The organism is Bartonella sp. AU15XJBT (assembly GCF_028618615.1).
GTDB lineage: Bacteria > Pseudomonadota > Alphaproteobacteria > Rhizobiales > Rhizobiaceae > Bartonella.
In genome coordinates this window covers 71,149-95,909 of record NZ_JAQITG010000001.1, presented here as the reverse complement: position 1 = coordinate 95,909, position 24,761 = coordinate 71,149, and the positions used below count along the sequence as shown (strand labels likewise).

Sequence of the window (24,761 nt, the reverse complement as noted above, 5' to 3'; positions counted from 1 at the left end):
GACGAAAAAAGAGAGCAAGTTTTTATTCTTGCCCAAAACTGTAGAGTTGTTATAGTCCTTGCACTGCCTATATTGACCGTGTTGGTGCATAATAATTTTAGATTTTATGAGACTGAAAGAAAAAGATTATGAATCATCCGGATATTGCTAAACGTGTTTACGATCATACTTGGAAACTTGATCCCATTATTCGTTCACTTCTTGATACAGATTTTTATAAGCTTCTTATGGTACAGATGATTTGGGGGCTTTATCCCACTGTCAATGTTACTTTTTCCCTCATAAATCGCTCTAAAACAATACGTCTTGCCGATGATATTGATGAAGGTGAATTGCGTGCTCAACTTGATCACGCTCTTAGTTTGCGCTTTACAAAAAAAGAAATGATCTGGCTTGCTGGTAATACATTTTATGGACGCAAACAAATTTTTGAACCGGATTTTCTTCAGTGGCTTGAGAATTTTCAACTCCCGGAATATGAACTAACCCGTAAAGATGGCCAATATATTCTTCATTTTCATGGTCCGTGGGCTCATAGCTCTATGTGGGAAATTCCAGCTCTTGCTATCATCAGTGAATTACGTTCACGTGCAGCTATGAAAAAACTGGATCGCTTTGCTCTTGATGTACTTTACGCACGTGCTAAAGCAAAAATGTGGAGTAAAGTTGAACGCCTTAAAAAATTGCCTGATATTAAAATATCCGACTTTGGGACAAGGCGCCGCCATTCTTTTTTATGGCAGCGTTGGTGTGTTGAAGCTTTAAAAGAAGGTATTGGTCATTCTTTTACGGGAACTTCTAATGTCCTTCTCGCCATGGATACAGATTTAGAAGCTCTTGGAACCAATGCACATGAATTGCCTATGGTTATTGCTGCTCTTAGCAATAACGATGATGAATTACGCAGAGCTCCGTACCAAGTTTTGCAAGATTGGAATCGTTATTATGGTGGAAATCTTCTCATTGTTTTACCTGATACCTTTGGTACAGAAGCGTTTTTATGCGATGCCCCAGATTGGGTAGCAGATTGGACGGGTTTTAGACCGGATAGTGCACCCCCTATTGAAGGTGGAGAACGTATTATTCAATGGTGGAAAGAAAAAGGTAAAGATCCGCGCGAAAAACTCTTAATTTTTTCTGATGCACTTGATGTCGATACAATTGAAAAAACCTATCATCATTTCCATGGGAAAGTGCGCATGAGTTTTGGATGGGGCACTGATCTTACCAATGACTTTACGGGCTGTGCCCCTCAAGAAATTGCAACCCTTGATGCTCTTTCTCTTGTTTGTAAGGTGACCCATGCCAATGGTCGACCAGCAGTAAAACTTTCAGATAATCCTGAGAAGACGATCGGTGATTCAAAAGAAGTACAACGTTATCTCAATTTTTTTGGCAATAAAAAGCGCATTGCTAGACCTATAAAGATGTAATTTTCGGCTCTTTAAACCGATATATTGATTCATCATATTGTTTATAAGGGTTAACCTTTTTCCTATCCTAAGGACGAGGATTCTTAACCATTGCAGGTCTGTAAATAGTTCGGATTCTTGTTGAGCGGATTCCACTTGGCTTTCCACACATGCGGTTTGCTGATATAAGGCTCGATAAGCAAAACTTAAAAATATGCACGATGCACTTTAATAACTTAACGAGCCAAGGAAGTTTAGCTAAAGAGGCTTAAATGCTTTATATCATTGTTATAGATAAAGGTATTTTACGGTATAGCAAGATACTATCACTTTGCATGTTGAGTGAGAGTTCGTGAACATTGTAAGTTTTTCTCATTTCAAACCTGTTTTTGAATTAAGTACAATCATCTCCTTGCATGCTACAAGTGGAATGGTTCGTGTGGATAAAAATTATAAAATAGCTCTTATGAATGCTCTAAAAGGCTATTGCAATATTCAGAATTAGTAAGACAACATTGGAGGTGACAAATGGCATAGTGGCAATCGTTTTGCAAAGGATGGTGGCGCCCCAATGAATTTCATTTTATAGGATATTTACCGCTACACTCTATATGGGGCCCTCATGAAATGGGTATAAAGCATTGAGAAATATTTTGTTAAAATAAGCGTGTAAATAACACGATAGGCATTGGAGATTTTTTTATTTTACGTGATTACGTGAAAGACATGATCTCATAAAAAACAGAGAATGCGATAATATTTTTATTTCGAATAGGCTTTATGCAAAGTCAGAAAATTTATTTACGTGCATATCATCACAAGAATACGTGGATGTATAAAGCCATTTGAACAAAACTCTGTTGTTTCTTATGACTTATCCTTGAGCCATAAGTTGGGAGAATACTAAAGATTGCCTATAATAGGCAGGCTTCTTAACCGTATAAGTATAAAATGATGGGGTTTAATAAACTTTGTATGATGTCCTCATCAAGAGATATGAAAACAAACGAAATATCTTGTTAGAAAAAAGATATAATATCAATGCGTTTTCAATAGAGATGTATATAGAAACTCGTACGAGCATACTTTACAAAAATAAAGCCTCTTGATGAATGTAATTTATCATTGTTTACAAAGCAACTTTTTATGAGTTTTAAGGGAGAGCATAATTTTCTTTGCTCATAAAAATTATTTCACAAACATATCATTAATCAATTGCTTTTAAAAAGCTTTTATTTCATACGCATTTTGAGTACGAAGAGGTTATTTCTAAAATTTGAAGGAAAAGTACCTCTTATCGTTCTAACAAATAAGACAAAACTAAAAAGAGCATCTCATGAAGTCTTTTCTGTCATTATGAAGATGGACGTGTCACAATATAAATAGCAATCGACAATAATATAACGGCAACAAGTAAAGAAATCCATAAAGGTGGGTGTACCATCACGAAAAAGGATAATCCTCCCCCTGTCATACTCATCACTGCAAAAATTTTAACAAATGGAGAGATCGCTCTTCTTTCTTCCCATCGTTTAAGAGGGGGACCAAAAATACGATGATTATTCAACCACTGATGAAAACGTGGAGAAGAACGCGTAAAACACCATGAGGCAACCAATAAAAAAGGCAAAGTTGGCATAATAGGTAATACCACACCGATAATACCTAATATAACCATTGCCCACCCTGCTATATAATAGCAGAGGCGCAAAGGGTGTGATATCTTGAAATATTTCTTCATTCTCTCTTATTATTTTCCTCCACGTAAAACTTTACACAAAAAATTGTATCTGTGTCACTGTTCATATGTTTGAGTGGACAATCCCTCTCCACTATTTCTCCTCTCCACTATTTCTCCTCTCCACTATTTCTCCTCTCCAACATTTCTATGTGTAAGTGTCTTTGACTTTCATAAGTTCCTTCAAGATACTAAATAGCTTTGCAATACGATAATCATTTTAAATGATTTCAAGAAATAAGAGGAGACTTTAGAAAAGTAAAAAAATAAAAAGGCTGCAGAATAAATCAATGCAGCCTCTTAATTAAGAATGCAGCGTTGGGGGGGGGGGGAGAATACGTACTGCATTCACTTGCTAGACATTAGGAGGAAAAATAACCTAGCGATTCAACATCTAATTAAAATAGGCATGAGAAACAATATATAAAAATGCATGGCTGATATGCATAAATTTTATCACCATCAAGTTTCTTGAATTGTGTTTGGACGAAAGAAAATCATCATGAAAATAGTAATAAAAATCAATGTCAAGATCAACACGATTGTGGAAGCAGAATCAGAGCCGATAAATAAGCTGAGATAAATCCCTAAAAAACCAGAAAAAGCTGCAACAAGTATCGCGATCATTAACATAAAAGAAAACCGTTTTGTGACAAGATAGGCAATTGCTCCTGGTGCTATCAGTAAAGAAATAACAAGCACAATTCCAACCGCTTTCAAAGCTGCAACAATTGTAAGAGAAATCATCGTGAGAAGCGTATAGTGGAGCAGTGATATTCGCAATCCCATTGCACGACCTTGTACTGAATCAAAAATATACAGCATAAAGTCGCGCCATTTTGCCCCTAAAGTAAAAGTAACAATGGCAGAAATGATCGCTGTCTGCGTAATATCAAGCCAATTAACGCCTAACAGGTTACCAAATAGAATATGATTTAAATCTAGGCTACTATAGATAGATGTCGCCAAAACAAGCCCTAAACCAAACATCGATGAAAAAACAACACCCATCACTGTATCCTGTTTGATACGACTATTGCTTCCCAAAAAACCTGTTGTAAGTGCACAAACCATACCCGCAACAAAAGCACCGCAAGTAATCAAAGTCATTGTAATATTCTCTGGGCGCATATGTTGGAACCAAGCAAATGGCAAAGAAGCTAAAAATGCTATCACCCACGGTGTTGTCATATAACCAACAACAACACCTGGAAATACTGCATGGGAAATGGCATCACCTAACAGTGCCCATCCTTTCAAAATAAGAAAACAAGAAAGCATTGCCATTGGAATAGAAAGGATCATAACAATAAGCATGCCTTTCAGCATAAAAGAAAACTGGAAAGGAAGTAGTAATTGATCAATCATGATAACATCACACCTTTTTTTGCTGCATTTATACGTAAACGCGCAGCAATATACCCGTGTTTAGGAGCAAAAATAAAAGCTAACATAAATAAGGATGCTTGAAAAAGCACGACAACGCCCCCCGTTTGTGCATTCAAAAAATAACTCACATAAACACCTAATACGCTTGTGAATGTGCCAATTATAACTGCAATAACCAAGATATTCACAAAACGATCACTTAAAAGATAAGCTGTTGCTCCAGGCGTCACAACCAAACAAATGACCAAAAATGCGCCAACCGTTTGCATAGCAGCAACAGTACAAGCAGCAAGCAGTGTGAAAAAGAGAATCTTTAAAAACTTTACGTTCAATCCAATGGCACGTGCGTGTGTTTCATCAAATAAAGAGACAAGGAGGTCTTTCCATTTCAAAAGTAATATAAGTAAAGAGAAAAAACCAATACAAGCCAATTGTATAATATCTGATGAACTAACGGCTAAAATATTTCCTAAAACAATCGTATCAATATTAACAGCCATTGGTTTTAATGATTTGAGAAATAATCCAAAGGCAAAAAAGGAAGAAAAAATGAGACCAATAATGGTATCTTCTTTCAGTTTTGTCCGCTGATTAAAAAACAACATTGCTGCCGCAGCAAGACCACCAGAAAAAAAAGCGCCAAGTGAAAAAGGCAACCCTAAAAGGTAAGCCCCTGCGACACCAGGAACAATAGAATGGGATAGCGCATCACCAATCAATGACCAACCTTTTAACATCAAAAAAGCCGAAAGAAAGGCACAAACACACCCAACTAACCCAGAAACCCACATTGCATTCACCATATATTGATAGCTCAGAGGCTCAAGCAACCAAGAAATCATGCAACGTGCTCCATTCTTTCAATACTTTCACAAACTGCAGACTGTTTTCCTCCCATGAAAACACTATTTTTTTTCGTGCTTTGAAGATCAAAAATATGGTGGTGCAAAGAACCTCCAAAAGTTTTCTCCAGATTTTCCTTTGTAAAGATTTTTTCCGTTAACCCAGAAGCTAAAACGGTTCCTTTTATTAAAACTGTATGATCACAAAATTCCGGAACAGAGCCTAAATTGTGGGTAGAGACCAAGATTACTGCTCCTTCTTTACGAAGATCTTGTAACAAAGCAATGATTTTATCTTCTGTTGTAACATCAACCCCTGTAAACGGCTCATCTAATAAAATAGCTTTTGCTTTCTGTGCCAGAGCACGTGCTAGAAAAACGCGCTTTTTCTGTCCACCAGAAAGTTCTCCGATTTGGCGCTTGGCAAAAGGCAACATATCAACGCGTTCCAAGGCGACACGAACGGCTTCATAATCTCGTGCGCTGGCATAGCGAAAGAAATTCATATGACCGTACCGCCCCATCAAGACAACATCTTCAACCAGAACAGGAAAATTCCAATCTACATCTTCACTTTGAGGAACATAAGCAATAAGGTTTTTTTTCAAAGCTATATCAACTGGCAAATCAAACATGCGAATTTTTCCTTTTGAGGGGCGTACAAACCCCATAATCGCTTTAAATAATGTTGATTTACCGGATCCATTAACGCCAACCAATGCTGTAATAGACCCCTTTGGACTTTCAAAATTTACTTCGCGTAAAGCTGTATGTCCATTACGATAAGTTACCGTTACCCCTTGGGCAAATATTCCACATTCCGTCATTGGTTTTTTACTCCCTCTAATAAGGTTTTGCTAATACGACCACTCGTGACACGTAATAAGTCAATATAAGTGGGGACCTCACCATTTTTCTCACTCAGAGAATCAACATAGAGAACACCACCGTATTTAGCTCCTGTTTCTCTTGCCACTTGTTTTGCAGGTGCTGGAGAAATTGTGCTTTCAGAAAAAACTGCATGGATATTGTATTTGCGAACCATATCAATAACATGCTTAACCTGTTGTGGTGTTCCTTGCTGGTCAGCATTGATTGGCCATAAATAAAGCTCTTTCAAATCAAAATCACGTGCCAAATAACTAAATGCACCTTCACTCGTTACAAGCCAACGCTTATCTTGAGGTACCGCTTGCAATTCCGCTCTGATTGGATCAATCGTTGCGCGAATCTTCTGTTTATAAATTTCGGCATTTTCTTTATAAATAGTAGCATGCTCAGGATCGTACTTTACAAAAGCATCACGAATATTATCAACGTAAATCAGAGCAGAAGTCGGTGACATCCATGCATGGGGATTGGGTTTACCACTAAAGGGCCCTTCACCAATGGTAATTGGTACAACACCTTCTGAAACAACGACACTTGGAACATCCTTGATATTTTGAAAAAACTTTTCAAACCAAAGTTCTAATTCTAATCCATTCCACAAGATAAGGTTTGCGCCTTGCGCACGCATGAGATCACGTGGGGTGGGTTGATATTCATGAATTTCAGCACCTGGCTTCGTGATTGATTCAACATCAGCGGCATCACCGGCTACATTTCGCGCCATATCAGCAATAATGGTGAATGTTGTAACAGCTTTAAATTTACCAGCACATACTGCTAAATTGGGAGTAAAAAAAATAAAACTTCCCAGAATTAGAGTAAAAATCTTTTTTATATTCATTAATTTTCTCTTTTTTATTGCGAATGATTTGCATTATCATTTAGCAATAACAGTTATTTTTTGCATTTGCAATGAAGGATTTTTACAAAAATTAACTTTTCAAGCCCTTTAAAAACAATTCTTTCTTGCTTTGAAAATTCATCTTGAAAAAATGGATGATTTTAAAGAAGAATTGTTTTGTTGTTTTGCAAAGCATTTTATAAAAAGCTGAGATACCTTTCTCATTTGTTGCTGGTAAACTTATGTTTTATGGCACTTTTTATCTCATAAAGACTGTGTCTTTTTTTATTGCTGATTAATCAACATCTAATCCCAATGATAACATATTAATTTATAAGGGTAATGTATCATTTTATTAAGTTAATGATCTGAATATAATAGTTTTTTTTCATTTTAACCCCTTTTATTACGAATCAAAGACTACCTTTTACTTGTTCATTCCAAGCAGAATGAGTCTGTGAACAAAAACGATAAAAAGGAGTAAAAATCCTTCTTTATGGCCTTTCGCAAATATAAGGGCTTGTTGCCTATATGGACACTAGAAAAGAGAGTATGATGAAGCCAATTTGCCCTTTACGAAGCATAAAGAAGATCATGCAGAATAAAACTTTAATCATACCATTCACGGATGCTGTCGTGAAACAAACTTAGAAGCACTAAAATATGTTTCTTAAAACAAGCACACATTTGAAAAAATATTACGTTTAAAAGCTTTATAAGCAATTCTCGCTTTTATCTGCTAAAATGGAGCAAAAAATATTACAGTTTTTTGAATTTGTCTTTTGAAATGCAGATGCAACTTCTTTAGAAAAATATAAAGATGCAAAGTAGAAATCATCTCCTGGTTATTTTCCCTTTTTAATTTGGCTTTACGTGAAATGAATTTTGAAAATGCAAAGGGTCTTAGTATGTTACTGGTGGTTCTAATAGATCAGGTTCATCAAGTTATTTACAGCGATTATGTAATTTGTGTGCTTTTCAAAAGCATTTCAAGCAATGTCTTTTAATTCATGGAATGCATATTGCCCCCATGTTTCTATTCTCATTTTCCAATGAGATTACAGCCTTCACAAACAACAGAACGCTCAAAACAAGAGGCTTATCATGTCATTCATGCACTTGTTTTAACAAAACATCTTATATTCATCTCATGGCAATAGCTCTAAGGCACATACCTCAAAGGGGATGAGATCCATTGAGCCCAATCATTGACTTTACAAAATGCGGTACCATTTTTATTTTTTCAATCCCAATGTCGCATGATCAATTCTTAAATATTGCGATAGGTTTTGGCATTTGAGAGCATGTATAAGGAGCATTTTTTACTCCTTTTTTATTGTTTCTAAACAACCACTCCACTTTAAGGTATTGAGGATAAAAGATTTTGATTCATTCAAAGGGGATTTGAAATGATGAGTCTTATAATATTACGGACTTTATTTGAAAATTATCATTATAAATCAATGTATTGTGATAAAGTTCTCTTTAAAAAGAATTCTATAGATCTTAAACCCTTAAAAAATAAAGGAGCACTCAAAAGTGCTCCTGTCTTTATAAAAGTAATTGAAAAATACTCAACGACGAAGATAAGCGCCTGTCATTTTAGTGACATTTTCTATTACTTTTGTAGCAATTTCTTCTAGGTCCTTGTCTGTCAGAGTGCGTTCAATCGGTTGAATAACAATTTCAATGGCAACGGATTTTTTATCTTCACCAAGGCTTTGATCTTCAAAAAGATCAAAAACTTGCACGGAATGAATCAGTTTTTTATCAGCTCCTTGAGCAGCACGAACAATAAGAGAAGAAGCAATCGTTTTATCAACGATAAATGCAAAATCACGCCGCACCATTTGAAATGGCGATAATTTCAAGGGAGGACGGCTTTTCGTTGTTTTTTTCTTTGGTTCTGGAATTTGATCGAGAAAAATTTCAAAGCCGCATAAAGGACCGCTGATATCTAATTTTTCTAAGGTCGCTGGATGAAGAACACCAAAAAAACCAAGAATAATTTTTGAATCAAGTTTTATGACTCCTGAACGACCTGGATGATACCAATCAGGGGCGCCAACTTCAATCTGCACTTTCCCAACATCTATATCGCATGCTTCTAAAACGGCTAAAGCATCTGCTTTGGCATCAAAAACATCAACGGCGGTTGCATTTCCATTCCAAAAACGCCCAGCGCCTTCAAATTGCTCTGTGCCACGACGAATCCCACTTACAACACGGCGTTGTTTATCAGGGGTATTACCTTCATAAATGCTAGAAACTTCAAACAAGGCAAGATCAGAAAAACCACGATCAGCATTTCTCTGTGCTGCCATAAGCAAACCAGGTAAAAGAGAAGGCCGCATCACTGACATATCAGCGGCAATAGGGTTGACCAATTTAAGCTCTGCTTGACCTCCACCAAAAGCAAGAGCTTGATTTTCAGAGATAAAAGACCACGTTACCGCTTCTTTCATACCGCGATGTGCTAGAGCCAAACGGGTAGCGCGTGAACGAATTTGCGCGCATGTTAAAACTTGATCTTTTTCTTCTGCGAAGTTTTCCAAAGGAATAGGCTTAATTTTATCTAACCCATAAATTCTCATAACTTCTTCCACCAAATCGGCTTTACCCATAATATCAGGACGCCATGATGGTACCTTTACTGTAACGATATCTCCTTTTCCCTCAACGAAAAATCCAAGTTTCGTTAAAATAGAGATGACTTTTGCAGGCTCTATTTCCAAATGTGTCAAACGTTTAATTTCAGAAAAAGGAAAAGCGATCTGTTGGGTTTCTTGTTGCTGATAGCCCACAATTTTCGCCTTAGAGACTTCACCGCCACAAAGACGTAAGACCAATTCTGTTGCAATCTCAAGCCCTGTTTCCATAAAATCTGGATCAACACCCCGTTCAAACCGATAACGTGCATCACTGATAAGACCTAATGTTCGCCCTGTTTGTGCGATGCTTTGCGCATTCCAAAGCGCCGATTCAATAATAACGCGCCGTGTTGTTTCATCACAACTCGTTCTTTCTCCACCCATGATACCGGCAATCGAAACAACACCTTCTTCATCTGCAATGACACAATCCTGAACGCTCAAATGATAGATTTTTCCATTAAGTGCTTGAAGTTTCTCTCCTTCACGAGCACAACGTACATACAAATTCCCTTTAATCTTATCAGCATCAAAAACATGAAGCGGACGACCAAGGTCAAAACTGATGTAATTAGTCATATCAACCAGCGCATTAATCGGTCTTAAACCAATTGCACTTAAACGCTGTTGCATCCATTGCGGTGATGCGCCATTTTGAACATTACATACTTCACGCCAAGTAAAGCCTAAACATAACGATGAAGTTTGCGAAAAATCTAATGAAACGCCGAGAGGTGTATCAAAGGAAGTTTCAAATTTTGGTAAAGACAATTCTTTTAATTGTCCGATTCCAGCAGCAGCAAGATCACGGGCAATACCACGAACACCTGTGCAATCAGAGCGATTGGGGGTCAAACCAATATCAATGATCGGATCATCGAGACCAGCATAAGCTGCAAATGCTCCCCCAATAGGTGCATCTTCTGGAAGTTCGATAATCCCATCATGCTCATTTGATAATTCAAGCTCTGCTTGTGAACACATCATCCCAAAACTCTCAACGCCGCGGATTTTTCCTACAGATAATGTTACATCAAGTCCTGGAACATAAGTGCCTGGTCGTGCAAGGACACCAACAAGTCCAGCACGTGCATTTGGTGCGCCACAGACAACTTGAACAGGTGTACCAGTTCCCGTATCGACTGAAAGAATTTGGAGTTTATCTGCATCAGGATGTTTTACTGCCGTTAAAACTTTCGCAATAACAAATTCTTTTAAAGAAGAGCGATCATCAACGTGATCAACCTCAAGACCGATAGCTGTTAGTTTTTCACAAATTTCATCCAAAGATGCATCTGTCTCTAAGTGATCTTTTAACCACGACAAAGTAAATTTCATTTTAAAACCTCACATGAAAGCGATGATAAGATCACACATTTCTATTAGGAAAAAAAGCAGGCATATCAAAGCAACGAAAGCCATAATGGTCTAGCCAACGCAGGTCAGCATCAAAAAAAGCCCGTAAATCAGGCATACCGTATTTCAACATGGCAATACGATCAATGCCCATTCCCCATGCAAAGCCTTGATATTCATCGGGATCCAAACCAACATTTTTCAACACATGAGGATGTATCATTCCGCATCCTAAAATTTCTAACCAATCCTGTCCTTCGCCAAACTTTACTTCTGAGCCAGAACGATCACATTGAATATCAACTTCCATAGATGGTTCGGTAAAGGGGAAAAAAGAGGGACGAAAACGCATTTTTACTGAAGCAACTTCAAAAAATTCTTTACAAAAGGTTTCATGCAGCCACATCATATGAGCAATGGTCGAGGTTTTATCAATGACAAGGCCTTCGACCTGATGAAACATGGGTGAATGTGTTGCATCCGAATCCATGCGGTAAGTTTTTCCAGGAATAATGATCCGTATGGGTGCTTTTTGTTTTTCCAGTGTGCGAATTTGTACGGGTGATGTATGGGTCCGCAATAATTTGCGTTCTCCCATTTTATCAACATCAAAAAAGAAGGTATCATGCATTTCACGTGCTGGATGCCCTTCAGGAAAATTCAATGCCGTAAAATTATAATAATCTGTTTCAATATCTGGCCCTTCTGCAAGAGAAAAACCCAATTTCGTATAAATGGCGATAATTTCCTCAATCACTTGTGAAATAGGATGAATACGCCCCCGTTCCATAGGCGAAGAGCGAACAGGTAAGGTAATATCAACCGTTTCACGAGAAAGACGAGCATCCATTGCTTGTCTTTTTAGAAGATCACGCTTTTGCGCCCATAATTCTAAAATACGATTTTTTAACCCATTAAGAACGGGTCCAACTTTTTGGCGCTCGCTAGCCTCCATTTTTCCTAATGCTTTTAGTTTTTCAGAGATGCTGCCCTTTTTACCTAATGCTGCAATACGCACTTCTTCAAGTGCCTGTTCATCACTAGCTGCCTCTAAGGCTAAACAAATTTCTTGTTCCAGACGCTCAATATCGTTCATATTTTTGCCTATTTTTTTAATAAAAGAAAACCCGCACTCGCAATAGCCAGCACGGGACCTCGAATAAATAAATGCTTTAAGAGAACACGACTGGCTTACTTGACAGCGCCTTCAAAAGCATTAGGTGTTGTATCTTTTAAATATTCTAAAGCTTTTTTTGCCGAAGCGACTAAAGCAGAAAATGCTTCCGCCTCATAGATTGCTATATCTGAAAGAACTTTACGATCAACTTCAATACCGGCTTTTGATAAGCCATCAATAAAGCGTCCATAAGTTAAACCTTCTGCACGAACAGCCGCATTAATTCTCTGAATCCACAAAGCACGGAAAGTACGTTTTCTATTTTTGCGATCACGATAAGCATATTGCTTTGAACGATCAACGGCTGCCTTAGCGGCACGAATAGTATTTTTACGTCGACCGTAAAAGCCTTCAGCTTGTTTAAGAACTTTTTTGTGCTTAGCGTGTGCTGTCACACCTCTTTTCACACGTGCCATATTATAATCTCCTCAAAATCAAAAGCGCAAGGTTTAATGACCATTCGGCAAATAATGCTGAATAACTTTTTTAGCATCTTGTTCACATAAAACCATTGTTCCACGTGCATCGCGAATAAATTTATTCGAACGCTTAATCATACCGTGGCGCTTACCGGCGGCTGCTACTTTAATTTTGCCTGACGCAGTGATTTTAAACCGCTTTTTAGCGGATGATTTGGTCTTCATCTTGGGCATTTTGCTACTCCATACATTAATTGATCAATCAAACTTTTATTTACTCAAGCGGACCAACGCTTGAACAAGCATCTAAACAGCCACGGCATGCCCTGCCGGGCGGCTCTTCAAAAGCGCTTTCATAAGCTAGTCTAAACAAAATATCAAGAGCGTATTACAAAAAAATCGGCGCTCCATTGCCTTGAATTTCAACCAAAGGTGCTGGAATAGCATTTGTTTTGCTTGCGGCTTTACATAAATCAGCAATAATGCATTGCGTACATTGTGCCTTACGTGCTTGGCAAATATAGCGTCCATGTAAAATCAGCCAATGATGTGCATGACGAAGATAATGAACCGGTATAATTTTTAATAATTTTTTCTCAACAATCTCTGGTGTTTTGCCAGGCGCCAAACCAAGACGATTGCTTAAGCGAAAAATATGTGTATCGACCGCCAATGTAGGCTGACCAAAAGCAACATTCAAAACAACATTAGCTGTTTTACGCCCCACGCCCGGAAGAGCCATAAGTGCTTCACGCGTATCAGGGACTTGACCGCCATATTGGTCCATTAAACAGTTACAAAGTGCATAAACATTGCGTGCTTTTGCACGCCAAAGACCAATTGAACGGATATGATGTGCGATTTCTTCTTCCCCTAATGCAACCATTTTTTCTGGTCGATCAGCAAGGCGAAAGAGTTCTCTTGTCGCTTTATTAACGCTTATATCTGTCGCTTGAGCTGAAAGAACCACGGCAACCAAAAGCGTAAAAGTATTTATATAGTTAAGATCACTCTTAGGGGTTGGGCGTTGCACAGAAAAACGGCGAAATATTTCTGTAATTTCATCTTCATCATATAATATACCAGATAAATTTCGCACCTTTGACAATTTTATGGTATTTCGAGGTATTTTTATGTTACTTTGAGGCATTGAACTCTCTTAATCTTCTCTCTTGAAGTTATCATGCGCGCTCGCCATATGAGAAGAATGCAGCGAACATTTTATATAGAGTTTGGTCAAGTAAAGCCGCTTTAAAGAGGATACTCATGAATGACACATGTGACACCTTTCTCCAATCCTTTTCTTTTAGGATTTGAAACCGTAGAAAAAATATTACAACGTATCGGTAAGGCTGATGAGGCTTACCCAGCCTATAATATTGAACGTTTACATAAAAACGATGATGCAAATCATATCCGGATAACTTTGGCCGTTGCTGGATTTAAGATTAATCATCTTAATATTTTACTCGATGATAATCAATTGGTTATTCATGGTAAACAAACAGACAATCAAAATCATCAATATTTATATCGCGGTATAGCCGCGCGACAATTCCAGCGGACCTTTGTCCTCGCGGAAGGGATGAATGTCACAAATGCCGAGTTGAAAAATGGTCTTTTATCAATTAGTCTGTATCAACCAAAATTAAAAAAAGAAATAAAACAGATTCCAATTAAAGCCAGTAGTGGTGAGACATAAAAGTTAAGGCGTAAAGGAACAGTGAAATGGGAGAACATAAACAAAGCTTATCGTTTCAGAATACGTCCTACTCTGATACAGGACAGATTGCCTATTTAAAAAAGGTTTGTACAGATGATCTGGCTAAAAATTTTCCAGATCTTCCCCCCATGACCCCAGGGATTACCATATGGGCGCTTTTTGGTGAAACAGGTTATCCTATCATTTTATCCGATGAACGCTCTATTGCCCTTGCTGGAGCCAATGAGCATGAGCTCCAAATTGTAACTCTGCACTAGATTGCTTGATGAGAAAAAACTTAAGCTCTTTATAAATTTTATCCGTTTTTTTTCAATTAAAGGGTATTAAGCTATTTAGCGGTATTGTTGGACTTTTTCCTTCCTTTGTGGTGAGGGCGGGTGGTGTCTTGGTATTGTGTGGAGGGGAGCTTAAAAGGATTGGCATCCTGATGCAATGTGCGTTATTACTCAATAAAATAGTGATGAGTATTTATAATTGATTTTTTCAACTGGAATGAGTCCCCAAAATCATGAGATTCTCTCGTTTAAGGTTCTCTTATATTGATCAATTTAAATTGCTTGTTTTTCAGTCATAAGTAGAGTTGGAGTATAGGTAAAAATACGTGAAGGAAGGAATATGCCTCTTATGAATTGTCTTAATTGCCAAAGACTTTTGTAACATTGGGAATTATCGAAGTATATGATTTTTCCAAATTTTTCTTTACATAAGTGTAAAGGTAGTGGTGCTCTATAAGTTTTATTTATTTATGGGGCCGTTAGATTACTCACGCGCTTGGTGATGAAATAGGCTAGAGCAGCGTAGAGATACTTCTTTAAAACGAGTGCGTGAATTGGAAGGATGAGTGTATTTTGTTGAGTATTCTATTCTTCGTAAGGGGCGTGACTTCATTGAAGAATGTGAAAAACAAAAGTATGAGACAATGTGCCATCATTATTTAAGATATCGCTATGGATGCTTTTAAAAGGCGTAAAGCTGAAATGTAAGGAGTTGGTAAGTTTTTATACCATTAGGCTTTCATATTCTTTACCAATAAAGCTGTTTTATTGTTTCAGAAATTACGCAAACAGGTCGGTGCAATATATTCACTAAATCTGGCATGTAAAAATCTGGAACAGTTCGTGTTGTATTGAATTGTTTTGATATTTGTCTCAAACGTGCAGGGGCGCTGGGATTAGATGTTAATGGGCAGGTAATAAAACAATAGAGCTTTATGAAGAAGCTTATACAGTGTTTTTAATTTTGTGTTTCAAATGCTTCAGTACAAGGTATTTTTCTCTTTTAAATATTAAAGTTCTTGTTTTTAGAGTGAAGTTACAGCACAACAAGCGAAATGGAATTATTTGAGGGGAAAAAAATAATGCCTTCTTACCGTTCAAGAATATCGACTCACGGGCGTAATATGGCAGGAGCTCGCGGACTTTGGCGTGCAACAGGGATGAAAGATACAGATTTTGGTAAACCCATTATTGCGATTGCGAATTCTTTTACACAATTTGTACCAGGGCATGTCCATCTAAAAGATCTTGGACAATTGGTTGCACAACAGATAGAAATTGCCGGTGGTGTTGCAAAAGAGTTTAATACCATTGCTGTCGATGATGGAATTGCGATGGGGCACGATGGAATGCTTTATTCTTTGCCCTCACGTGAAATTATTGCTGATTCTGTAGAGTATATGGTCAATGCCCATTGTGCGGATGCTCTTGTCTGTATTTCTAATTGTGACAAAATTACCCCTGGAATGTTAATGGCTGCTTTACGGTTGAATATTCCAACAATCTTTGTTTCAGGCGGTCCTATGGAAGCCGGTAAGATTAAATGGAAAGATCAAGATTTAAGGGTTGATTTGGTTGATGCCATGGTTGCTGCCGCTTCAGATCTGAATTCAGAAGAAGAAGTTGCTGAAATGGAGCGTGCTGCTTGTCCTACATGTGGTTCTTGTTCAGGAATGTTTACGGCCAATTCCATGAATTGCTTAACGGAAGCCTTGGGGCTTTCGCTTCCTGGAAATGGATCCGTGTTAGCAACACATAGAGATCGACAGATGCTCTTTGAAGAAGCTGGAAGGCAGATTGTTGCATTGGTCAAGCGTTATTATGAAAATGATGATGAAACAGTTTTGCCACGCTCTATTGCTTCACGCAAGGCTTTTGAAAATGCCATGACCGTTGATATAGCCATGGGAGGATCAACCAATACAGTACTGCATCTTTTAGCAGCGGCGCAGGAAGGTGAGGTGGATTTTACCATGACGGATATCGATCACCTTTCACGTCGTGTTCCAGTTTTATGCAAGGTTGCACCTGCTGTTGCGAATGTCCATATGGAAGATGTTCATCGCGCGGGAGGTATTATGGGGCTTTTAGGCGAACTAGATGCGGCGGGACTCATTGATACATCAACTTATACGGTTCATGCAAAAACGATGAAAGAAGCTCTTGATTATTGGGATATAAAACAAACCAGTGAACCAACAGTTCGTACATTTTATCGTGCTGCTCCAGGGGGTATTCCAACACAGAGAGCTTTTAGCCAATCTTGTCGCTATGAGACTCTTGATCTTGATCGTGAAAAAGGAGTGATCCGCGATAAGGAACATGCCTATTCACAAGATGGAGGATTGGCAGTTCTTTATGGAAATCTAGCCAAAGATGGCTGTATTGTAAAAACAGCAGGCGTTGATCAATCAATTTTGACTTTTAAAGGTCCAGCAAGAATTTTTGAAAGTCAAGATTCAGCTGTTTCAGCAATTTTAAATGATAAAATTAAAACAGGTGAAATTGTTTTAATCCGTTATGAAGGACCACGTGGGGGACCTGGAATGCAAGAAATGCTTTATCCCACGAGTTATCTCAAATCTAAAGGATTGGGCAAAGTTTGTGCACTTGTTACGGATGGACGTTTTTCAGGGGGCAGCTCAGGGCTCTCGATAGGACATGTTTCACCAGAAGCGGCTGAAGGAGGAGAAATTGCGCTGGTGGAAGAAGGGGATATCATAGAAATTGATATTCCAAACCGTAGCATTCATATGTTGGTTGATGATGTTGAGATGAAGCAGCGTCGTGCTAAGATGGAAGCAAAAGGAAAAGATGCTTGGCAACCGGTTGAGAAGCGTCAGCGTAAAGTTTCAAAGGCTCTCAAAGCTTATGCTGCGATGACAACATCTGCAGCAAAGGGTGCAGTTCGTAATATTTGATGAGATGAAGGACGCGTTTTATAAAAAAGAGAGAGTGAAAATCTTCATTTTTTGAGATACGGGAAGGAGTTCAAAGGTCTTTTAAGAAAATAAAAAGAAGCAAGATTCACTTATAAAACCTATGTAAAACCGGTATAAAGAGCTCTTTATCGTTTAAAATGTGAAGAAAATGGATAACTTCATTATCTATGAATTTATCATGCAAATTTGGGTGGTATTCCAACACAGACAGCTTTAGACCAAAGCTGCTTCTATGATAAAAATAATTACGATAACAGTAATATTGATCGTGAAAAAGTATGATTCATTAAACATGTTTATTCGCAGGAGAGAGAAAATTTCATAACAATCTTTGTAAAAAATGACTGTTTTGTAAAAAGCGTCGATATTGATTAATTTTTTTGTATAAAAGTTAGCCTTGATCTAAGGAAATATGAGGATAGGTCCGTTTTTTCTCTCTATGCTTATCAAAATATGTTGTGCAGAAAAGAGAATAGGAACGAGTGAAGAGCGATTTTATACTAAAACCTATCAAAAAAGGGGACTGGTAATTTCCTATTAAGAAAGCTTTTTAATAAAAAAGAACATCTATTTTTTATAGGGGGGTATTCTTTTCAAGCTGTTTGAGGTGATAAATTGCTTCTAAAGCTTGCTTAGGGGAGAGTTCATCGGGATGAATATTTTTTAAAGCTTCGTGAAGTGCATCATGTTTGTTTCTCTCTTCGTTGAGGGGAGAGGTTGCTTTAAGAGAAAAGAGTGGTAAGTCATCAATGAGTTTATGCCCTTTTCCAGCCATTTCACCTTGTTCTAATTGATGGAGGACATCTGTCGCTCGTGTAATAACGGCTGGAGGAAGCCCAGCAAGCTTTGCAACTTGTACCCCATAGGATCGGTCAGCGGCTCCTGGTGTGACCTCATGAAGAAAAACCACATCACCATTCCAATTTTTGACTTTCATGGTTACATTATGCAGTCTGTCAAGTTTTTCGGTAAGAGCAGTCATTTCATGAAAATGGGTAGCAAGAATAGCACGACAGTGGTTAACTTCATGGAGATATTCAACGGCTGCCCAAGCAATAGAAAGCCCGTCAAAGGTTGAAGTTCCACGTCCTATTTCATCGAGAATAACAAGAGAATGGTTACTAGCATGATTGAGAATCGTTGCTGTTTCAACCATTTCCATCATAAAGGTTGAGCGCCCTCGTGCAAGATCATCGGAAGCACCAACGCGACTAAAAAGGCGATCAACGACGCCAATATGCGCTGAGGTTGCTGGAACAAAGGACCCCATTTGCGCCATAATAGCAATGAGAGCATTTTGCCGTAAAAAAGTTGATTTTCCTCCCATATTAGGCCCTGTCAAAAGCCAGATTGCTGCATATTGCTGATTTTCTTGCACAGAGAGATCACAATTATTGGCAACAAAGGGTTCTGCTGCTTGTTTGCGGAGTGCTTGCTCAACAACAGGATGGCGTCCCCCGCTGATATGAAAGGTCAGTGAATGATCAATTTTAGGGCGGCAATATCCTTGTTCCTCAGCAAGATGTGCTAAAGCGACAGAAACATCTAAAATAGCAAGCGCTTCAGCGGCTTTACGAATAAAATCAACTTGTTCAATAATTTCCTGAACAAGAGCATCAAAGATTTCCAGTTCAAGTGTCAAGGCGTGGTTGGCAGCATGGGCAATACGACTTTCAAGATCAGCAAGCTCTGTTGTCGTAAAACGCATAGCGTTTGCCATTGTTTGCCGATGAATAAAACGTGCTTTAGCTTGTGGATTATTTGTAAGGGCAGATGCTTGTATATTGGTAACTTCAATGAAATAGCCTAGAATATTATTATGCTTTATTTTTAGCGTCTTAATATCTGTTTCTTGGGCATATTGCGCTTGAAGTTCAGCAATGACACGGCGCGATTCATCCCGTAAAGCACGCATTTCATCGAGCACTTTATGATAATTGGAACGAATAAAACCACCATCACGTTTAAGTAGTGGGAGATCATCGGCTAATGCTTGGTCTAAATGGCAATGTAAAGCAACGGGTAGATTTGAAAACACCTGTTGTATATCACTTATTTCTTGAGGCAGGAGCTCATTATTAAGAAGCTGGTGAATTTCACGAATGATTTCAAAGCCGCGCTGAATCGTTGCCATATCACGGGGACCTCCTCGTCCAAGAGCCAAACGTGAAACAGCGCGGGGCATATCTGGTCCCCCTTTTAAAGTGAGCTTTATCGCTTCTGCAAGAGAAGGATTACGGAGAAAAAAATCAATAGAATCCAAACGTGTATCAATCGCTGAAGGGGTTGTGAGAGGAGAAATAAGGCGATCGATGAGAAGGCGAGATCCCCCCCCTGTTACAGTGCGATCAATAGCTTTTAATAGGCTTCCATCCCGTTGACCTGATGTCGTTCGAATAAGCTCAAGGCTTAGTCTGGTTGCGGCATCAATAAAAAGGGTAGCACTTTCATTTTGGCGCTCAGGTTGCATGAGAGGAGGACGATGCGTGATTTGTGTTTTTTCGATATAACGAATAGCAGCTACGATGGCAGAGAGTTCACAGCGTGAATAATCGGCAACACCTTCAAGCGTTGAAAGTTTAAAATAAGTGCAAATATCGCGTTCAGCGGTGAGGGTATCAAAGAGACAAGCCGGTTGAGGTGCAACGATACGATCAAGAATATTAAAAAGTGATTTGTGCGATTTATCATAAAAAAAGGAATCAGCAACAATGATTTCTTGCGGATCCACACGCATAATATCTGCTAAAAGTTTTTCTTGACGGCTTTCTGTTACACGAAATATACCTGTTGAAATATCAATCCAAGAAAGGGCAAATTCTTCTCCATCGCCGGTTTTTATACGGGAAAGTGTCATCAAATAATTTGCGCGTGTTGGATCAAGGAGTTTTTCTTCTGTTATTGTTCCAGGGGTTACAAGGCGAACAACATCACGCCGAACGACAGATTTTGAGCCCCGTTTTTTTGCCTCAGCAGGATCTTCTGTTTGTTCACAAACAGCAACGCGATAACCACAAGCAATCAGTTTTTGCAAATAATCGTCTGCAGCATGAACGGGAACACCACACATAGGAATATCTTGCCCTAAATGTTTTCCGCGTGCTGTGAGTGTGATTCCTAAAGCTTGAGCAGCTTCAATTGCATCATTAAAAAATAATTCATAAAAATCTCCCATTCGGTAAAAAAGAAGGGAATCATGATGGACGGCTTTGATTTCTATGTATTGCTCCATCATAGGTGTAAGACGTTCTTGGGAGGAAGCAGAGAGGGAAGCAGGCTGTGGAATTAAATTATTTTGATGGTCGTTTTTTTTATCCATTTTTACCTGGCCTGTTCTCTTTCAGTGAGGCTTTTGCTCTTTTTTGTTTACTTCGATATTTATTTATCTCTAAATTGCAACACATCATCAGATTTGCTAAGGCAAAGAATAGCGATTTCTAACATATGAATCAAATTTAATGATTATACGCATTATCAAGCAAAATTTACACTGTTTTTGGAGAAAATAAAGTGAGATGAAAAAGAGCGAGCAGGATCAAAAAACACCCCAAACGATTTACAGTGCGAGCGAACGAGAAGCTCTTGATTTTCATAGTCGAGGTCGACCAGGAAAGCTTGAGATTGTTGCAACAAAGTCTATGACAACACAGCATGATTTAGCCCTTGCTTATTCACCGGGTGTTGCAGTTCCAGTTAAGGCAATTGCTCAAAATCCAGCGCTAGCTTACGATTATACAGCAAAAGGCAATCTTGTTGCTGTTATTTCAAATGGTACAGCTATCTTAGGGTTAGGAAATTTAGGCGCCCTTGCCTCTAAGCCGGTCATGGAAGGCAAAGCAGTGCTTTTTAAGCGTTTTGCGGATATTGATTCCATTGATTTAGAAATTGATATCAACGATACGGAAAGTTTTATCAATTTGGTGCGTCATTTAGAGCCCTCTTTTGGTGGCATTAATCTTGAAGACATTAAGGCGCCTGAGTGCTTTATGATTGAAAGTCGCCTACGTGAGGTGATGAATATTCCTGTTTTTCACGATGATCAACACGGTACAGCAATCATTGTAGCTGCTGGTGTTCTTAATGCTTTGATTTTAACAGGGCGCGATATGCAAAACACACGGTTAGTCTGTAATGGTGCTGGTTCTGCTGGGATTGCTTGTATTGAGCTGATTAAAGCGATGGGCTTTCGTTCTGAAAATATCATATTATGTGATACAAAGGGTGTGGTTTATGAAGGACGTAAAGAGGGAATGAATCAGTGGAAATCGGCGCATGCTGTTCGAACGGATAAACGTACGCTTATGGAAGCAATGGAAGGGGCAGATATATTTTTCGGGGTTTCTGCTAAAGGTGCACTAACTGCTGAAATGGTAAAATCTATGGCGCCAAAGCCAATTATTTTTGCCATGGCCAATCCTGATCCAGAAATTACGCCGGAAGAGGTTTTGCAAGTGCGTCAGGATGCCATTGTAGCAACAGGGCGTTCCGATTATCCAAATCAGATTAATAATGTTCTCTGTTTCCCTTATATATTTCGTGGTGCACTTGATGTACGTGCAACGGTTATTAATGAAGAGATGAAAATTGCTGCGGCGAGGGCCCTTGCCGATTTAGCACATGAGGAAGTTCCTGACAGCGTTGCAGAAGCCTATCGCGGAAAGCGATTAAAATTTGGTCCTAATTATATCATCCCTGTTCCTTTTGATCCGCGTTTATTCACGGTTGTTTCAAGTGCGGTAGCAAAAGCAGCAATGGAAAGCGGTGTCGCGCAAAAGAGCATAGATGATTTAGAGGCTTATGAGCGCGATTTGAAAGCGAGACGTGATCCTATTTCTTCGATGATGCGAGGGGTTTATCACCATGTTCGTCAAGCACCAAAACAAATTGTCTTTGCAGAAGGTGAAGAAGAGCAAGTCATGCGGGCTGCCGTTTCCTATGTTCATCAAAAATTAGGACAAGCGATTTTGGTTGGTCGTGAAGAGCAAGTAAGAGAAACGGCTGTTATCGCTGGAATTGATTTGGAGCGTGAAGGTATCTCACTGATGAATGCTAAGCTTTCCTGTCGTACCGATGCTTATGCGAATTATCTTTATAAAAAGATGCAGCGTCAAGGCTGGCTGTTGCGTGATTGTCATCGACGTATCAATAATGATCGAAATTATTTTGCTGCGTGTATGGTGGCACTAGGAGATGCGGATGCAATGGTTACAGGGGTGACACGCAATTATGAAACAGCGCTGATTGATATACGTCGGGCAATTGATGAAAAACCAAAAGAACGATTGATTGGTATTTCAATAGCTATTTGCCGTGGCCGAACTGTATTTATTGCGGATACTGCTGTTTATGAAAATCCTAATGCTGAAGAACTTGCAGATATAGCAGAACAAACCGCTTTGTTTGTGCGTGGATTTGGATATCACCCAAGGGTTGCGTTTTTAGCATTTTCTACGTTTGGTTATATGAAAGGGAAGGTTACACAGCAAATTCAGGATGCGATTAATATTTTGCATGAGCGTAAAGTTGATTTTGAGTTTGATGGAGAAATGAGTGCTGATGTAGCGCTTAATTCAAAATTGATGCAGCAATATCCATTTATGGGATTAAAAGAGCCCGCTAACATTTTGGTTATGCCCGGATATCACGCGTCTTCCATTGCAAGTAAAATGTTACAAGAACTTGGTGAAGCGACCATCATTGGTCCTATTTTAATTGGATTGAAAAAATCTGTCCAAATTGTACCGTTTAGTGGTAACGATACAGATGTTGTCAATATTGCAATGCTTGCAGCTTATCATGCAGCAAAAGTCACCTAAAGGAAAAAAGCCCCTCGTAGATCATAATATATCAAGGGGCTTTATGATAGCAAAGGAATAAATTTTTAAGATGGCTGTATTTGATTGTCTTTTTGTTCTTCAGCGAGACGCTTTTGGAAGAGGGCTGCAAAATCAATAGGATCAATCCACAAAGGTGGAAAACCACCATTTTGAGTAGCATCAGATATAATTTGGCGAGTAAATGGAAATAAAAGACGGGGACATTCAATAAAGACCAGTGGCATAACATGTTCTTGTGGAATGTTTTTAAGGTGGAAAACACCACCGTAAATTAGTTCTACATGAAATAAGGTTTCAGTGTCATCATTAGCTTTGACGGAGAGAGACAAGACGACATCATAATTGTCATCCCCAATTGGGTTAGCATTGACATTAATATTGATATCAATTTGTGGTGATTTTTCACGCGCACGCAATGAATGAGGAGCGCCTGGATTCTCGAATGATAAATCTTTTAAATATTGCGTTAATACAGCAAAAACCGGCTCTCCACCACTGTTGTTCATTTCACCTTCGGCCATACGACGAACCTCTCTCATTACAATTATGTATATTATTTTAGATCTAAAGATCGAATTGGTTATCACGCCTTGCAAAAGGTTGCAAGGAATGCGCTCTTTATCTTGATTATTTTTTTTCGGTCATTACAGATTTTTTAGGTATTTCAATGGTTATCATCATTTTTGCGCCATGGAGATTCTGTCGTATCATGAATTTTGTAATCTTCAGCGTTAAGATCAATTATTTTTTCAGAGTCATTTTTTCTTTTCGTATTGGGCTTCATTGTGTTTTTTAATGATGTAAAGAAATGCCAAGCAACAGAGCGAATTGGTTTAATAAGAAGTAATATGCCCAAGAGATCAGTTACAAAGCCGGGAAGAATAAGTAAAATCGCACTAAACATGATGCAAGCATCATGAATAATATTGTTTTCTAATGTGCGTCCTTGGATAAGTTCACTTTGTATGTTTTTTAAAAGGCTAAATCCTTGAATTCGCAATAAAACCACCCCAACTATGGTTGTGAGAATAACCAAACTCAAAGTTGCCAAAATGCCAATTTCTTGACCAACAAAGATAAAACCAGCGATCTCAATTAAAAGAATACAGAGCAAAATAACGACAAAAAAACGAGGATTTATAGAATAAAGTTTTATCACATGAAAATTTCCTTCTGGATGAGGAGGGGAGAAATTCTTAAAGAGTACTCCTTATATAAAATCTATAAAAATATATGAATGGTAGGATTCCCTATTTTACATATTTATT

General features: G+C 38.4%; 18 protein-coding genes. 5 read left to right on the top strand and 13 right to left on the bottom strand.

All coding sequences use genetic code 11. The features are described 5' to 3' along the window. Positions 1–128: 128 nt before the first annotated feature. Positions 129–1,433 carry a nicotinate phosphoribosyltransferase gene (pncB, locus tag PVV57_RS00330; RefSeq protein WP_273717481.1) on the top strand — a complete coding sequence of 435 codons (1,305 nt, stop codon included), beginning with the start codon at positions 129–131 and terminating at the stop codon, positions 1,431–1,433. A gap of 1,333 nt (positions 1,434–2,766) precedes the next feature. Here pncB and PVV57_RS00325 read toward each other — a convergent pair. From PVV57_RS00325 to nth, 10 genes are all read right to left on the bottom strand, one after another. Continuing rightward, positions 2,767–3,153, bottom strand: a complete 387-nt coding sequence (locus tag PVV57_RS00325) for a YbaN family protein (RefSeq protein WP_273783208.1) — start codon at positions 3,151–3,153, stop codon at positions 2,767–2,769. A 459-nt stretch (positions 3,154–3,612) separates the two neighbouring features. Continuing rightward, a complete protein-coding gene (locus tag PVV57_RS00320) occupies positions 3,613–4,518 on the bottom strand; it encodes a metal ABC transporter permease (RefSeq protein WP_273717483.1) in 906 nt (301 codons plus the stop codon). Continuing rightward, a complete protein-coding gene (locus tag PVV57_RS00315) occupies positions 4,515–5,381 on the bottom strand; it encodes a metal ABC transporter permease (protein ID WP_273717484.1) in 867 nt (288 codons plus the stop codon). Before PVV57_RS00315 ends, PVV57_RS00320 begins: the two co-directional genes overlap by 4 nt. Further along, the gene (locus tag PVV57_RS00310) at positions 5,378–6,208 is read right to left on the bottom strand and encodes a manganese/iron ABC transporter ATP-binding protein (RefSeq protein WP_273717485.1); all 831 of its coding nucleotides are present in this window, start codon (positions 6,206–6,208) and stop codon (positions 5,378–5,380) included. The genes PVV57_RS00315 and PVV57_RS00310 overlap by 4 nt, the downstream gene beginning before the upstream one ends. Then, positions 6,205–7,113, bottom strand: coding sequence for a metal ABC transporter substrate-binding protein (locus PVV57_RS00305; RefSeq protein ID WP_273717486.1), 909 nt, complete (start codon positions 7,111–7,113; stop codon positions 6,205–6,207). The genes PVV57_RS00310 and PVV57_RS00305 overlap by 4 nt, the downstream gene beginning before the upstream one ends. Before the next feature lie 1,574 nt (positions 7,114–8,687). Beyond that, a complete protein-coding gene (pheT, locus tag PVV57_RS00300; protein ID WP_273783206.1) occupies positions 8,688–11,102 on the bottom strand; it encodes a phenylalanine--tRNA ligase subunit beta in 2,415 nt (804 codons plus the stop codon). 31 nt (positions 11,103–11,133) lie between these two features. Then, positions 11,134–12,216, bottom strand: a complete 1,083-nt coding sequence (gene pheS, locus PVV57_RS00295; protein WP_273717488.1) for a phenylalanine--tRNA ligase subunit alpha — start codon at positions 12,214–12,216, stop codon at positions 11,134–11,136. Between the two features lie 95 nt (positions 12,217–12,311). Continuing rightward, positions 12,312–12,713, bottom strand: a complete 402-nt coding sequence (rplT, locus tag PVV57_RS00290; RefSeq protein ID WP_012230420.1) for a 50S ribosomal protein L20 — start codon at positions 12,711–12,713, stop codon at positions 12,312–12,314. Between the two features lie 33 nt (positions 12,714–12,746). Then, complete coding sequence (gene rpmI, locus PVV57_RS00285) at positions 12,747–12,950, bottom strand: 50S ribosomal protein L35 (protein WP_005774429.1); 204 nt, start codon at positions 12,948–12,950, stop codon at positions 12,747–12,749. 154 nt (positions 12,951–13,104) lie between these two features. Next, positions 13,105–13,866: an endonuclease III gene (gene nth / locus PVV57_RS00280; RefSeq protein ID WP_275064822.1), complete on the bottom strand. Its 762-nt coding sequence runs from the start codon at positions 13,864–13,866 to the stop codon at positions 13,105–13,107. Between the two features lie 120 nt (positions 13,867–13,986). On the opposite strand from nth, the gene PVV57_RS00275 reads away from it, so the two are divergent. The 3 genes from PVV57_RS00275 (at position 13,987) to ilvD (ending at position 17,635) form a co-directional block, all read left to right on the top strand. Next, complete coding sequence (locus PVV57_RS00275) at positions 13,987–14,418, top strand: Hsp20 family protein (protein WP_273717489.1); 432 nt, start codon at positions 13,987–13,989, stop codon at positions 14,416–14,418. A gap of 26 nt (positions 14,419–14,444) precedes the next feature. Then, positions 14,445–14,696 (top strand): DUF1150 domain-containing protein, encoded by a 252-nt coding sequence (locus PVV57_RS00270; RefSeq protein ID WP_183193592.1) that lies wholly within the window; start codon positions 14,445–14,447, stop codon positions 14,694–14,696. Positions 14,697–15,796: 1,100 nt separating this feature from the next. Further along, positions 15,797–17,635 (top strand): dihydroxy-acid dehydratase, encoded by a 1,839-nt coding sequence (gene ilvD / locus PVV57_RS00265; RefSeq protein WP_273717490.1) that lies wholly within the window; start codon positions 15,797–15,799, stop codon positions 17,633–17,635. 595 nt (positions 17,636–18,230) lie between these two features. Here the strand turns inward: ilvD and mutS are convergent. Then, a complete protein-coding gene (gene mutS / locus PVV57_RS00260; protein ID WP_273717491.1) occupies positions 18,231–20,975 on the bottom strand; it encodes a DNA mismatch repair protein MutS in 2,745 nt (914 codons plus the stop codon). A gap of 196 nt (positions 20,976–21,171) precedes the next feature. Between mutS and PVV57_RS00255 the strand changes: the two genes are divergently transcribed. Beyond that, positions 21,172–23,472: an NADP-dependent malic enzyme gene (locus PVV57_RS00255; protein ID WP_273717492.1), complete on the top strand. Its 2,301-nt coding sequence runs from the start codon at positions 21,172–21,174 to the stop codon at positions 23,470–23,472. A gap of 65 nt (positions 23,473–23,537) precedes the next feature. Here PVV57_RS00255 and secB read toward each other — a convergent pair whose 3' ends face one another. Both secB and PVV57_RS00245 read right to left on the bottom strand, forming a co-directional pair. Beyond that, positions 23,538–24,014, bottom strand: coding sequence for a protein-export chaperone SecB (secB, locus tag PVV57_RS00250; RefSeq protein WP_273717493.1), 477 nt, complete (start codon positions 24,012–24,014; stop codon positions 23,538–23,540). A gap of 143 nt (positions 24,015–24,157) precedes the next feature. Next, entirely contained in the window at positions 24,158–24,652 is a 495-nt protein-coding gene (locus PVV57_RS00245) for an FxsA family protein (RefSeq protein WP_273717494.1), read from the bottom strand. Between the last annotated feature and the right edge of the window lie 109 nt (positions 24,653–24,761).